Below are 12,908 nucleotides of genomic sequence, written 5' to 3'. Positions count from 1 at the left end.
TGCGGCGACGTCAGTCGCGGACCTCGGCGATCAGCTCGACCTCGACCGGGGTCCCCAGCGGCAGCTCGCCGACGCCGACGGCGCTGCGGGCGTGCTTGCCCTGCTCCCCGAAGACCGCGGCGAACAGCTCGGACGCCCCGTTGATGACGCCCGGCTGACCGGTGAAGCCGGGCGCGGAGGCCACGAAGCCCACCACCTTGACGATTCGGACGACCTTGTCCAGGCCGACCAGCCATTCAAGTGCGGCCAAGCCGTTGAGCGCGCATCGGGCGGCCAGCTCTTTCGCCTGCTCGGGGCTGATCTCGGCGCCGACCTTGCCGGCGGCCATCAGCTTGCCGTCGGCCATGGGCAGCTGGCCGGAGACGTACACGTGGTCGCCGGACCGGACCGCCGGCACGTACGCCGCCACCGGCGGGACCACCTCGGGCAGCTTCAGGCCGAGCTCAGCAAGCTTTTCGTACGGGTCAGACATCTTTGTCTCCTTCACCGCGTGTCCGCGGGGTTGTGCTCAGGCGGACTTCGGCCGCTTCAGGTAGGCCACCAGCTGCTCGGGGTTGGGGCCGGGCACGACCTGGACCAGCTCCCAGCCGTCGGCGCCCCAGTTGTCGAGGATCTGCTTGGTCGCGTGGACCAGCAGAGGCACGGTGACGTACTCCCACTTCGTCATGGCCATAACCTAACGTGCCGGGAGGATCTCCCTGGTCGATCCCTGCTGCGACAGGGTGCGAGGTGCGGTTAAGCTGAGCCGCCGCGGGGGCAGCTGAGTGTCGCGGCCTCGTAAAGAAGACCAGGGGAGATCGCATGACCCAGCCGCACGACGAACAGCAGCCGACTGCGCCGCAGCCGACGCAGCCGGCGTACCCGCCGCCGTCGGACCCGTTCTCGTCCCAGACGGTGACGCCGCCGACGACGCCGCAGCCCGCGGTGCCGCTGCCGCCCGAGGCCGAGCCGACCCCGGCCCAGCAGGCCCCGGCCACGCTGCCGATCGCCGAGAACCCGCCGGTGTCCGGCGCCCCCTCCCCGGTCTCGGGCGCGCCCGCGCCGGCGTTCCCGACCCCGCCGACCGCGGGGTACCCGACGCCGCCGACTGCGGCCTACCCGACCACGCCGCAGGCCGGCTACCCGGTCTCCGGCCAGCCCGCGTACCCGACCTCGGGCCAGCCCGCGTACCCGGCGCAGCCCGGCTACCCGGCCCCGGGCCAGCCGGCGTACCCGACCTCGGGCCAGCCCGCATACCCCACCTCGGGGCAGCCGGCCTACCCGACCTCGGGCCAGCCCGCGTACCCGGTGTCCGGCCAGCCGGCCTACCCGGGCATGACCTACCCCGGCGCACCCGGCGTGCCGGCCGCCCCGGTCAAGAAGAGCAAGGCGCCGCTGATCATCGGCATCGTGCTCGGTGTGCTCCTGCTCCTCTGCGGCGGCGGCATCGGCGCGTACGTGCTGCTGGCCCAGAACAACGAGGGCACCGGCGCGACGTCGGCCAAGGACGCCACGCAGAACTTCCTCACCGCGGTCTACAAGAACGGCGGCAACGCCGCCGCGGCCGAGAAGCTGGTCTGCGGTGACGCCCGCGACCGCAAGGACATCGACGCGAAGATCGCTGAGATCAAGTCCCAGACGGCCCAGCTCAAGGGCCCGAACTTCACCTGGGAGACCCCGAAGATCTCCGGCGAGACGGCGACCCAGGCGACGGCCGAGGTCACCATCAAGCTGGTCACCAGCGACGAGAAGATGTCCGAGCAGAAGCTCACATTGACGCTCGTCAAGCACGAGGGCTGGTTCGTCTGCGAGGTCAAGTAGCCACCTGGCACCATCGAGGGGTGCGAGACGACGGTAACGACGGGCCGGCCAGGCGCAGTGCACATGACACTGCCTGGCCGGCCCGGCTGCATGTGGTGACCGGAAAGGGCGGCGTCGGCAAGACCACCGTCGCCGCCGCACTGGCTTTCGCGCTGGCCGCGGGCGGGCAGCGCACGCTGCTGGTCGAGGTCGAGGGGCGGCAGGGCCTGGCCCAGCTGTTCGAGCTGGAGCCGCTGCCGTACGCCGAGCGCCGGCTCGGCGACGCCGGGGTGGACGTGCGGCTGCTCGCCGTCGACCCCGAGGAGGCGCTGCTGGAATACCTGGAGATGTTCTACCGGATGGGGGCTGCCGGGCGGGCGCTGCGCAAGCTGGGCGCGATCGACTTCGCCACCACCGTCGCCCCGGGCCTGCGCGACATCCTGCTCACCGGCAAGGTGAAGGAGGCCACCACCCGCACCGACGACAGCGGCCGCCGGGTGTACCGGTCGGTGGTGCTGGACGCGCCGCCCACCGGCCGGATCGGGCGCTTCCTCAACGTCACCGCGGAGGCCGCGAAGCTAGCCAAGCTCGGCCCGATCAAGTCGCAGAGCGAGGGCGTGGCCGCGCTGCTGCGCTCGCCGATGACCTCGGTGCACGTGGTCACCCTGCTGGAGGAGATGCCGGTGCAGGAGACCGCGGACGCGCTGCACGAGCTGTCCGCGCTCGGCATCGGCGTCGGGAAGATCATCGTGAACTGCGCCCGCCCGCCGCTGCTCGACGAGGGCCGGGTGACCCAGGCCGAGCTCAAGCGCGGGCTGGCCGCGGCCGGGCTGCCGGTCGACCGGCGTACGGTGACCGCCCTGCTCGACGAGTCGCGCGACCACCTGGCGCGCCGCGCGCTGGAGGAGGAACTGCGCGGCGAGCTGGCGACCCTGGGCCGCCCGGTGGTCGAGTTGCCGCTGCTGCCGGACGGGGTGGACCTGGCCGGTGTACGGCACCTCGCCGGGCTGCTGCGCCCCGCCCCTTAGGCTGAGCACATGCTCGACGTGGACGCCCTACTGGCTGATCCCGGCGTACGCATCGTGGTCTGCTGCGGTTCGGGCGGGGTCGGCAAGACGACCACCGCCGCGGCCCTGGCAGTGCGAGCCGCCGAGGAGCACGGCCGCCGTACCGTCGTGCTGACCATCGACCCGGCCCGGCGGCTGGCCCAGTCGCTGGGCCTGACCGAGCTGGACAACACCCCGCGCCCGGTGGACGGGCTGTCCGGCGACGGCGACCTGCACGCGATGATGCTGGACATGAAGCGCACCTTCGACGAGGTGGTGCTCAGCCACACCGCGCCGGAGCGGGCGAAGGAGATCTTCGCGAACCCGTTCTACCAGGCCATGAGCTCGACGTTCTCCGGCACGCAGGAGTACATGGCGATGGAGAAGCTGAGCCAGTTGCGGGCCACCGACCGGTGGGACCTGATCGTGGTGGACACCCCGCCGTCCCGGTCGGCGCTGGACTTCCTGGACGCGCCGGCCCGGCTGGGCCGTTTCCTGGACGGCCGGATGCTGCGCCTGCTGATGGTGCCCGCGCGGGCCGGCGGCAAGAGCATGTTCAACCTGGTCACCGCCTCGTTCGGGGTGTTCTCCAAGGCGGTGCAGAAGATCCTCGGCGCGCAGCTGCTGACCGACCTGTCCGGCTTCGTGTCCGCCCTGGACTCGACGTTCGGCGGGTTCCGCGAGCGGGCCGACCGGACCTACCGGGTGCTGCAGGATCCGCAGACCGCGTTCCTGGTGGTGGCAGCCCCGGAGCCGGACGCGGTACGGGAGGCCGCCTACTTCGCCGAACGGCTGGGCGCGGAGCGCATGCCGCTGGCCGGGCTGGTGCTCAACCGGGTGCACCGGTCGGAGCTGCCGGACCTGTCGGCGGCCGACAGCGCGGAGGCGGCCGAGAAGCTGTCCGCCGAATACGCGGAGCACACCCTGACGGCACAGGCGCTGCAGGTGCACGCCCTGCTGATGCGGCAGGTGGCCCGGGAGACCGAGGTCTCGACCGGCTTCACCGACGAGTTCCCGCTGGTGCCGGTCGCCTACGTGCCGGCGCAGCCGACCGACGTGCACGATCTGGCGGGCCTGCGGGCGATCGGCGCGGCCCTGGCCGAACGCACCGAGTGAGCACGGAGGCAACCGAAGGGCCGCTCCCGCCGATCCGGCAGAAACGGCCCTTCGGTGATGAGATGGGTGTAATCAGTCAGACACGGACCAGCTCACGGCGGTCCTGCTCCTGCATGGCGACCTCGAAAGCGCGCTTCCAGCTCGCCACGTGCGGGTGGCGGCGCAGCAGTGCGCGGCGCTCCCGCTCGGTCATGCCGCCCCAGACGCCGAACTCGATGCGGTTGTCGAGTGCGTCCGCCAGGCACTCGTACCGAACCGGGCACCCGCGACAGACTCTCTTGGCGACGTTCTGCTCCGCGCCCTGAACGAACAGCGCGTCCGGATCTCCGTTCCGGCACGCCGCGAGACTGGGCCAATCGTTGACCATGCCCATGTGTCCACGTCCCCCCTGACGTTCCCCTCACCGCTCGCGACTTGCCCTTTTCGGCAGACCAATGGTCCGCTGAGCAGGGCACATCCCCCCGATGGTTCCCCCGAACCGACGCGAACGGTGTGCGTTACTCGCCCGCCCATCATGCTCCGTAGTCAGACGATTACGCAACGTTGTCAGCCAAAATGGCGGAAAAAGGTCTTTTACTGCGTGAGCCAGTACCTGAGCAGCGAGTACGCGCGCCGGGGGTGACGTCCGCCCGCGGGCCCGGACGGGGGTCCGGCGGCCCGCGGCGGAGCGTCGATATGCGAGTAACGGGGCGGCCAGGATGTCCGGGGGGACATCTCGTGACCGGGGCGACGCAACCACACGCCAGGGGTCGTGCGTCTTGGACAACGAACACATGCCCGGAACGGTTGCGGGCGACGGGGGCGTCACTGCGCCGCACCCTGCCCACGCAGCCTGAACCGGTATGGTGCGGCACGCGACACCGAAACCTGCTCACGTAACCTGAGGCGGTGACCCTGATGCGAAAGCGCGACCACAACATACTGGCCAACGCCGCATCTCTCCTGATTTGCGGCCTGCTAGCCGGAGTGGTGGTGGCTGCGGCCGCATTCCCCGCGGTGGCACTGTCCGGTCTGGCCGCCAAGGCGGGCGGTGAAGCCTTCGGTCAGCTCCCCGACGAGCTGGTCGTCAAGCGCTCCCCCCAGATCAGCTACGTCTACGCCAACGACGGCAAGACGCTGATCGCGACCATGTACGACGAGAACCGGCGCGACCTGCCGATCGCCGAGATCCCCAAGATCGTCCAGCAGGCCATCCTCGCCGCCGAGGACCAGAAGTTCTACGAGCACAACGGCGTCGACGTGATGGGCATCGCCCGCGCCTTCGTCGCCAACAAGCAGGCCGGCGACGTCCAGCAGGGCGCCTCGACGCTGACCATGCAGTTCGTCCGGCTGTCCATCTCGTACTCGGCCGACACCGCCCAGGAGGTCGTCGACGCCACCGAGGACACCACCAAGCGCAAGGTCCGCGAGATGCGCTACGCGATGGCCATCGAGCAGCGGATGTCCAAGGAGCAGATCCTCGAGGGCTACCTCAACACCGCATACTTCGGAAACCGGGCATACGGCATCTACGCCGCGGCGCAGGTCTACTTCGGCAAGGAGCCCGCGACGCTGACCGCCGCCGAGGCCGCGTTCCTGGCCGCGCTGGTGAAGTTCCCCGGTGACTTCAGTGTGGAGACCCGCTCGGGCGAGAAGCTCGCCGTCGACCGCCGCAACTACGTGCTGGGCGAGATGGTCGGCACCGGCGCGCTCACCGAGCAGCAGGCCACGCTGGCCAAGGCCGAGGCGCTGAACGTCGTCGGCAAGATCACTCCGAACGGCTGCGTGCAGGCGACCAAGAACGCCTGGGGCTTCTTCTGCGACTACTTCCAGCGCTGGTGGAACGACCAGGAGGTGTTCGGCACCACCGCGTACGACCGGGAGCGCACCCTGAAGTCCGGCGGTTTCCGCATCGTCACCTCGCTGGACCCGATCGCCCAGAACGCCGCCAACAAGAACATCGCCGCGCAGATCTCGACGAAGAACGACAAGGCGCTGATGCTGGCCGCGATCGAGCCGGGCAGCGGCAAGGTGCGGGCGCTGGCGGTCAACCGCAACTTCAAGCTCGACAGCAAGACCAAGCCGCAGAACGGCCTCTCCTCGGACCCGAAGAAAAGGGCGAAGAAGGTCCTCGGCACCTACCCGAACACCACCAACCCGCTGATGACCGGCGGTGACGGGTTCACCGGCTACCAGGCCGGCTCCGCGTTCAAGATCTTCACCATCGTGGCCGCCCTGGAGAAGGGCTACCCGCTGGCCACCAGCATCGCGACCAAGAAGCAGTTCATCACCAAGTTCCCGGTCAGCGGTTCGGACGCCAACTGCAACGGCTACTACTGCGCCAGCGGCGGCGGCGGCGCCATCCAGAACATGTGGACCGGCTTCGGCAGCTCCGTCAACACCTTCTTCGTCCCACTGGCGATCATGGCCGGGATCCAGAACGTGGTGAACGTGGCCAAGAAGATGGGCATCACGTTCCACGACGAGCCCAACACCAATCAGGACGACCTCGGCTACTCCAACAACGCCAGCCAGTGGGGCGCGTTCACGCTCGGCGTCTCCGCCACCACGCCGCTGCAACTCGCCAACGCGTACGCGACCATCGTCGCCGACGGCCTGTACTGCGAGCCCACCCCGGTGGAGTCGATCACCGATATCAAGGGCAACAAGCTCTCCGTCGCCGACAAGCGCTGCAAGCAGGTCATCGCGCCGGACATCGCCCGCGCGGCCGTCGACGCCGGGCGCTGCCCGGGTGGCGACGACTCCGCCTTCCGCGAGTGCAACGGCCACGCGACCAACCGCACCTCCCGCGGCATCGTCGGCAAGCCGATCACCGGCAAGTCCGGCACCACCGACAAGGACCGCTCGGCGACTCTGACGCTGTCCACCAAGCAGCTGACCGTCTCCGGCTTCCTCACCAACCCGGACTGGGCGTTCGACACGGGCATGGACCACGACACGGTCAACCCGGCCGTGCAGAAGACACTGCGCGACTACATGAAGGGCAAGCCCGCGGTCGCCTTCACCAAGCCCAGCCGCAAGATCGCGTACGGCGACCAGATCTCCATCCCCTCGGTGGAGTGCAAGTCGGTGGCCGAGGCCCGGGCGATCCTGCGCGCCAAGGGCTTCGAGGTCGACGTGGCCACCGAGCAGGTCGACTCGAAGTGCGCGAAGGGCATGGTGGCCGGCACCACGCCGAGCGGGCGCACCATCAAGAAGGGCCCCGTCACGATCGAGATCAGTAACGGCACGAAGGCCCCCAAGCCAGGCAACGGACCCGGCAACCCGCCACCGCCGGGAGGCTGACCCGTCCAGCAGACGAGGCCCCGTTCGCACCACGCGAACGGGGCCTCGCCCTTTGCTCAGTTCAGAAGTCAGCCGGCCAGCTGGCGGCGTACCTCCGCGGAGACCTTGCCGCCCTCGGCGCGACCGGCCACCGCGGCCTGCACCGCCTTCATGGCCGGGCCCATCGACCCCATGCCGCTGAAACCGCCCGCAGCCAGCGTCTGCGACACCAGCTGCGCGATCTCGGCGTCGGTGAGCTGCTTCGGCAGATACCGGGCCAGCACCTCCTCCTCGGCACGCTCCTTCGCGGCCTGCTCGGCACGGCCCGCGTCGGCGAACGCCGTCTCGGCCTCCCGGCGCTTCTTCGCCTCCTTGGCGAGCACCGCGAGCACCTCCTCGTCGTTCAGCTCACGCTTGGCCTTGCCGGCGACCTCGGCGACGCCGACGGCAGCCAGCGCCATCCGCAGCGTGCCGGTCACGACCTCGTCCCGCGCCTTCATGGCCGAGCGCATGTCCTCGGTCAGGCGCTCCTTCAGGGTGCCCATACCCACCTCTCCGTGCTCCGCACATCCGACGGCACTGTGGTGCCCCCGGGCGATGAAACTACTCTTAGCCTCATGGGTCCGCTCGGGAAAATCGCGTTGGGCGCCGTCGTGGTCGGCGCGGGCACGCTGGCATACGGCACGCTCATCGAACGCAACTGGTTCACGCTGCGCCGCTACGACGTGCCGCTGCTCGCCCCCGAGGCCGAGCCGCTGCGCGTGCTGCACCTGTCCGACCTGCACCTGACCCCCAAGCAGCTACGCAAGCAGCGCTGGGTGCGCGAGCTGGCCGGACTCGACCCCGACCTGGTCGTGGTCACCGGCGACAACATGGCCCACCCGGACGCGGTGCCCGGCGTGCTCGCCGCGTACGAGCCGCTGCTGGAGCTGCCCGGCGCCTTCGTCTTCGGCTCCAACGACTACAGCGGCCCGGTGCTGAAGAGCCCCTTCGGCTACTTCCGTGAGGACCGCGAGTACGAGCACGGCGTCGAGCTGCCCACCGAAGACCTCCGCGCGGCCTTCCTCGACGCGGGCTGGGCCGATCTCAACAACAACCGCGCCACCCTCAAGGCCGGCGGCCGCGTCGTCGACCTGGCCGGTGTCGACGACCCCCACATCGACCTCGACGCCTACCCCGCCGGACCGGCCGACCCGGCCGCCGCGGTGCGCATCGCGCTCAGCCACGCCCCGGAGCCCCGGGTCCTCGACGCGTTCGCCGCCGACGGCTTCGAACTGCTGCTGGCCGGGCACACCCACGGCGGACAGGTGCGGGTGCCGGGCGTCGGCGCGCTGGTCACCAACTGCGGCCTGGACCGCAGAATGGCCCGCGGGCTGCACCGCTGGGACCGCGCCTGGCTGCACGTGTCGGCGGGTCTGGGCACCCATCCGACGGCTCCCGTGCGCTTCGCCTGCCGCCCGGAGGCGACCCTGCTGACGCTCATCCCACGCTGAGGGGGATACCCGTTTTGGAGCCGGGGACCGGGTCAGCTAGTATTTCGGAGCACCGCTTCGGGGTATAGCGCAGCTTGGTAGCGCGCTTCGTTCGGGACGAAGAGGCCGTCGGTTCAAATCCGGCTACCCCGACCGAGGTAAGTGCAGGTGAGGGCCGGTCTTCCGCCAAGGGAGACCGGCCCTCACCGTTTCAAGATCTGCTCTGCGAGAAACCGGGGAGAAGATCTTGAAAGTCGACGGTCACATCGCGCCTGTCCGCCCCGTCAGAGAGTCCCTCACGCTCCGCAGAAACCAGCGGGCCCCGCACCCGGAAGGGTGCGGGGCCCGCTGCTGTTTCGCCGGTCAGCCCACGAACGAGAAGCTGTAGCCGGGGTTGGCGCGCCCGTCCGTGTCGCGGACGGCACCGACAACCACCCGGTACGCGACCCCGCTCTCGGTGAGCGGCAGGTACCGGACCAAGCCGTCGGCCGAGGTCATCGTGCGGTAGAGCGTGATCTTGCGGGTGGCCGGGTCGTAGCTGACCTTCACCGGCACGGGAACTCCCGTGTTGCCGCGCAACAGTTTGACGGTCTGGCCGTTGACCGTGGCCGGGTCCAGCCCGGCCGCCATCGTGACGGTCACCTTCGTGGTGGGACGGGCGGTGGCGGCGCCGACCGAGAAATCGGCCACGCTGGTCGACCACACCCAGTCCTGCGCCCCGACCGGGAGCGTCACGCCAGGTGGCAGCGCCCCCTTCGAGTTGTACGCCACGGAGTAGCCCGCGTAGTAGTTGACCGCCGTGACGACGTCGGGGTAGGTGTCGCCGTTCAGGTCCCCGAGGACGAGGCAGTCCGATGAGGGCCACTGCGCCACGGACATCGGCGAGTCCTGACCCGCGCCGAGCGTCCCGTTGGACTGCTGCCGGAAGAGCCGGACCGGACCGCTGTTGTAGGTGGCGACGACGTCCAGTCGACCGTCCTTGTCCCAGTCGGTGAGCTCTACACCGATCGCGTTGACGCCCGTGTTGATCGTCTGCGACTTCGTGAGCGTCTTGTCAGCTTGCTGCTTGAAGACGTCGAGCGGACTCGGGTCGACGGCGTACGTGACCGAGACGACGTCGTCCAGACCGTCGCCGGTCACGTCGCCGACCGCGATCCCGCGGATCGGCACCGTGTTGGTGGTCGAGTAGTTGGTGTGGGTCCACCCGGCCACGGCGTTGAGATGCACTGCGAACTTGCTGCTGCTGTTGAACGAGACGACGTCGAGCCGGCCGTCGTTGTCGAGGTCGCCGACCTCGACCTCCCCGTTGCCCTCGTTGTCCGTGGCGACCTGGGTCTTGGTGAAGGTGCCGGCGGGGCCCTGCGTGAGCAGGAAGATCCCCGCGCCGGAGGCGACGATGTCCTTGTCGCCGTCCTTGTCGAAATCGGCCGCGGTCAGATCGACGTGCCCCTGGGCGTCGGAGACCTGGAGGCCGGCGTCGAGGGTCCCGGCCGCGTTCTGCGCGAGCATCTGGACGCCGTTGCCGGTGCCGAGGAAGACATCGTTCTTGCCGTCACCGTTGCCGTCGAGCACCGCGACGCTGGGCGATCCGCCGCCCGCGGGCGCGTAGCCGACCGCCGGGTTGAACGTGCCGTCGGCCTTCTGCGTGGAGACGAGGACCTTGTTGTCCGTCGCGGGGTCGTTGTAGGCCGACGTCGCCACGAGGATGTCCGGACGCCGGTCGTTGTTGACGTCGCCGATCGCCACGGCGTCGGTGAAGGAGTTGCCGAAGATGTGGCTGCTCGGGCTGGCGAACGGCGGCACGACGGCGGGCGGCTGGACCGTGAAGTAGGTGCTCAGCGTGTAGTTCCTCGCGTCAGCCGAGCCGTTGAAATTCTCGATCTTCACGTAGTAGGTGCCGGCCGGCATCAGCTTCGAGACCTCCTCGGCATTGCCCGGAGCCGAGCCGTCGGAGTGTCCGATGATGTGCAGCGTCGCGTCGTACACGCCGAGCACGATGTCGACGTTCTGCGGCCTGGCCTCGTCGTGGGCGGGCGGGGTGGCCCGCACCGTGAGCGTCCCGTCCTGGGCGAGCACGACCTTGTACCAGTCGACGTCGCCCTCGACGGCGATGGTGGCGGTGACGCTGGAACCTGCAGGAACCGTGGTCGCGCGGGCCGGCACATCGTTCGGCTCGGACGTACCGGCCGACAGCTGCGGGAACACGCTGCCCGTCGTGCCGCCGAGGGCCGCGTACGCGTCGAGCATTCCCGCGCCGTAGTAGGGGTCGAAGCCGCGGGGTCCCGCGTCGCGGGTGGTGGACTTCAGCCGGTCGATGATCTGGGCCGGGGTCCAGCTGGGGTTCTTGGCCTTGAGCAGTGCGGCGACACCCGAGACCATCGGTGCCGAGAACGAGGTGCCCGACCACCAGCCGTAGCACCACGACGGGTTGCAGTCGGCGGCACGCGGGAAGGTCGAGAAGACGTCGAAGCCGGGCGCCACGATGTCCAGGTGCTCGCCGAACGAGCTGAAGTCGGTGAGGCGGCCGCTGTCGTCGGTGGCGCCGACCGAGATGACCTCAGGGAAGGCCGCCGGGTACTGCGGCACGTCGTTGCCTTCGTTGCCGGACGAGACGACCACCACGGCGCCCTTGCTCACGGCGTACTTGACCGCGGTGTGCATCACGGTGCTGCCGCCCGGTCCGCCGAGTGACAGGTTGATCACCTTTGCGCCGTGGTCCACGGCCCAGGTGATGCCCTCGGCGACATCGGAGTCGCTCGCGTACTCGCCGTCGAAGACCTTGATCGGCATGACGCGGCCGTTCCAGGTGACGCCGGCGACGCCGGCGCTGTTGTTGGTGTTGGCCGCGATGATGCCGCTCACGAACGTTCCGTGGCCGGCCGTGTCGGCCACGCTCGCACCCGGGCTGACGGCGTTGTATCCGGCGACGGTACGGCCGACGAGGTCCGGGTGGCCGGTGTCGACACCGGTGTCGACCACTGCCACGACGACGCTGGACGCCGACTTCAGCAGGTTCCAGGCCGACGGCATACGGATGGTCGACAGGGCGTACTGCTCGCCGTAATAGGTGTCGTTCGGCGTCGCGGTCAGGTAGCGGACCCGGTCGTACTCCGCCGTGGCGACGGCGGGATCCTTGCCGAGCTTCGTGATCGCGGCGTCGGCGGACCCGGCGGTCGTGATCTTCAGGTAGCCGTTGCTGAGTGTCCGGGCGAGCTTGCCGCCGATCGCCGCGAGCATCCGGTCACGGTCGGCCGTCGAAGCGCCGGACCGCAGCTTGACCAGGACCGTTTTCGGCTGGTTGGCAACGGCTTTCCGCTTGCCAGGGCTGATTGCCGCCCGGTGCGTGACTTCGCGGCCGTTCGGCAACCGGGTGACCTTGCGGCCCTGGTCGTCGGTGAACGTGGTGAGTTGATTCGCCTGCGTCGCAGCGGTCAGCGCGTTCGCGCCGGAGGGAACCGCCGATGTGAGCGAGGCGAGGAGTACGGCGCTGAAAGCAGCCGCAAGCGGTCGGTGGATCCGCACGAAATCCTCCCCGTGAGGTCTGTGCGCACAAGGCGCCGCAGCAGCTTGGCAGGCTCCCGTGGCAGGCACAACCGACGTTCGGCCAATAGAGGATCATCTGGACCAGGCGCATCGGCAGGCGATCCTGTTCGCGCATCGGCGCATCGCGTCGGGCGGACCGGGCATCGCACCGCGCGAGCACGATCAAGGCAGTGGCCCGGTCGCGGGGCCACGTGACGAGCGCTGCTGTCGTACGCTGCGAACCGTTCCCGGCCCGAGGAGGCGGCGTGCGCCATCCGGCACAGACCGGCAGGTTCTTCTACATCGCGGTCACGTTCACGCTCTTCGGCCTGGCCTGCGTCGGCGCGGTCACCTCCGGGCCGAGTGAGACCTACCGCCCGCTGGCGTTGATGGTCGGCTGGGTGCTGCTCGCCATCGGGTTGATCAACTTCGCGGTGCACGCGGCCGCGGTGCTGATGCGTGATCACGAGATGTGGCGTGCCACCCACTTCACCGAGGTCACCGAGATCGACGAGTGAGCCGCAGTCACCCGAAAGAGTGACCTCGGCGGTCGGCAAGGTTGATCGCATCGTGACGCACCGTCGAACACCGCCATAAGTCGACGATCGGCGCATAAGGCCCACGCCCTCCCGACACGTGGGACGAAGAGGCCGAGATCACGTCGGGTGCGGACCGGTGAGCAGGGCAGGGATGCCCACTCGCCCGATGG

Annotated in this window: 11 protein-coding genes and 1 tRNA gene; 7 read left to right on the top strand and 5 right to left on the bottom strand. The window is 69.6% G+C overall.

From position 1 onward, the window contains the following. Positions 1-10: 10 nt before the first annotated feature. Both F6W97_RS07695 and F6W97_RS07690 read right to left on the bottom strand, forming a co-directional pair. The gene (locus tag F6W97_RS07695) at positions 11-472 is read right to left on the bottom strand and encodes a RidA family protein (protein WP_155369399.1); all 462 of its coding nucleotides are present in this window, start codon (positions 470-472) and stop codon (positions 11-13) included. 36 nt (positions 473-508) lie between these two features. Then, entirely contained in the window at positions 509-667 is a 159-nt protein-coding gene (locus F6W97_RS07690; protein ID WP_120317449.1) for a DUF4177 domain-containing protein, read from the bottom strand. Positions 668-801: 134 nt separating this feature from the next. Between F6W97_RS07690 and F6W97_RS07685 the strand changes: the two genes are divergently transcribed. The 3 genes from F6W97_RS07685 to F6W97_RS07675 are packed head-to-tail and all read left to right on the top strand — an operon-like array spanning position 802 to position 3,941. Continuing rightward, a complete protein-coding gene (locus F6W97_RS07685) occupies positions 802-1,800 on the top strand; it encodes an Rv0361 family membrane protein (RefSeq protein ID WP_155369398.1) in 999 nt (332 codons plus the stop codon). A 20-nt stretch (positions 1,801-1,820) separates the two neighbouring features. Then, entirely contained in the window at positions 1,821-2,807 is a 987-nt protein-coding gene (locus F6W97_RS07680) for an ArsA family ATPase (RefSeq protein WP_155369396.1), read from the top strand. Between the two features lie 9 nt (positions 2,808-2,816). Continuing rightward, positions 2,817-3,941 (top strand): ArsA family ATPase, encoded by a 1,125-nt coding sequence (locus F6W97_RS07675; RefSeq protein ID WP_155369394.1) that lies wholly within the window; start codon positions 2,817-2,819, stop codon positions 3,939-3,941. A gap of 76 nt (positions 3,942-4,017) precedes the next feature. Here the strand turns inward: F6W97_RS07675 and F6W97_RS07670 are convergent, their stop codons facing one another. Beyond that, positions 4,018-4,314, bottom strand: coding sequence for a WhiB family transcriptional regulator (locus tag F6W97_RS07670; protein WP_120317452.1), 297 nt, complete (start codon positions 4,312-4,314; stop codon positions 4,018-4,020). Between the two features lie 524 nt (positions 4,315-4,838). Between F6W97_RS07670 and F6W97_RS07665 the strand changes: the two genes are divergently transcribed. Then, a complete protein-coding gene (locus tag F6W97_RS07665; RefSeq protein ID WP_196279023.1) occupies positions 4,839-7,226 on the top strand; it encodes a penicillin-binding protein in 2,388 nt (795 codons plus the stop codon). A 68-nt stretch (positions 7,227-7,294) separates the two neighbouring features. Here the strand turns inward: F6W97_RS07665 and F6W97_RS07660 are convergent, their stop codons facing one another. Further along, complete coding sequence (locus F6W97_RS07660) at positions 7,295-7,750, bottom strand: GatB/YqeY domain-containing protein (protein WP_155369392.1); 456 nt, start codon at positions 7,748-7,750, stop codon at positions 7,295-7,297. A 72-nt stretch (positions 7,751-7,822) separates the two neighbouring features. Here F6W97_RS07660 and F6W97_RS07655 point away from each other — a divergent pair, with 72 nt between their 5' ends. Both F6W97_RS07655 and F6W97_RS07650 read left to right on the top strand, forming a co-directional pair. Then, on the top strand, positions 7,823-8,698 hold the full coding sequence (locus F6W97_RS07655) for a metallophosphoesterase (RefSeq protein ID WP_155369391.1): 876 nt from the start codon (positions 7,823-7,825) through the stop codon (positions 8,696-8,698). Positions 8,699-8,756: 58 nt separating this feature from the next. Next, positions 8,757-8,830, top strand: a tRNA-Pro gene (locus tag F6W97_RS07650). A 210-nt stretch (positions 8,831-9,040) separates the two neighbouring features. Here F6W97_RS07650 and F6W97_RS07645 read toward each other — a convergent pair. Beyond that, positions 9,041-12,199 carry a S8 family serine peptidase gene (locus F6W97_RS07645; protein ID WP_155369390.1) on the bottom strand — a complete coding sequence of 1,053 codons (3,159 nt, stop codon included), beginning with the start codon at positions 12,197-12,199 and terminating at the stop codon, positions 9,041-9,043. Positions 12,200-12,465: 266 nt separating this feature from the next. Here F6W97_RS07645 and F6W97_RS07640 point away from each other — a divergent pair, with 266 nt between their 5' ends. Next, positions 12,466-12,717 carry a hypothetical protein gene (locus F6W97_RS07640; protein WP_155369389.1) on the top strand — a complete coding sequence of 84 codons (252 nt, stop codon included), beginning with the start codon at positions 12,466-12,468 and terminating at the stop codon, positions 12,715-12,717. Positions 12,718-12,908: the final 191 nt, after the last annotated feature.

The organism is Catellatospora vulcania (genome assembly GCF_009720385.1).
Lineage (GTDB): Bacteria > Actinomycetota > Actinomycetes > Mycobacteriales > Micromonosporaceae > Catellatospora > Catellatospora vulcania.
The sequence above is the reverse complement of the archived record's forward strand: the minus strand, read 5'-3'. Positions and strand labels throughout refer to the sequence as shown.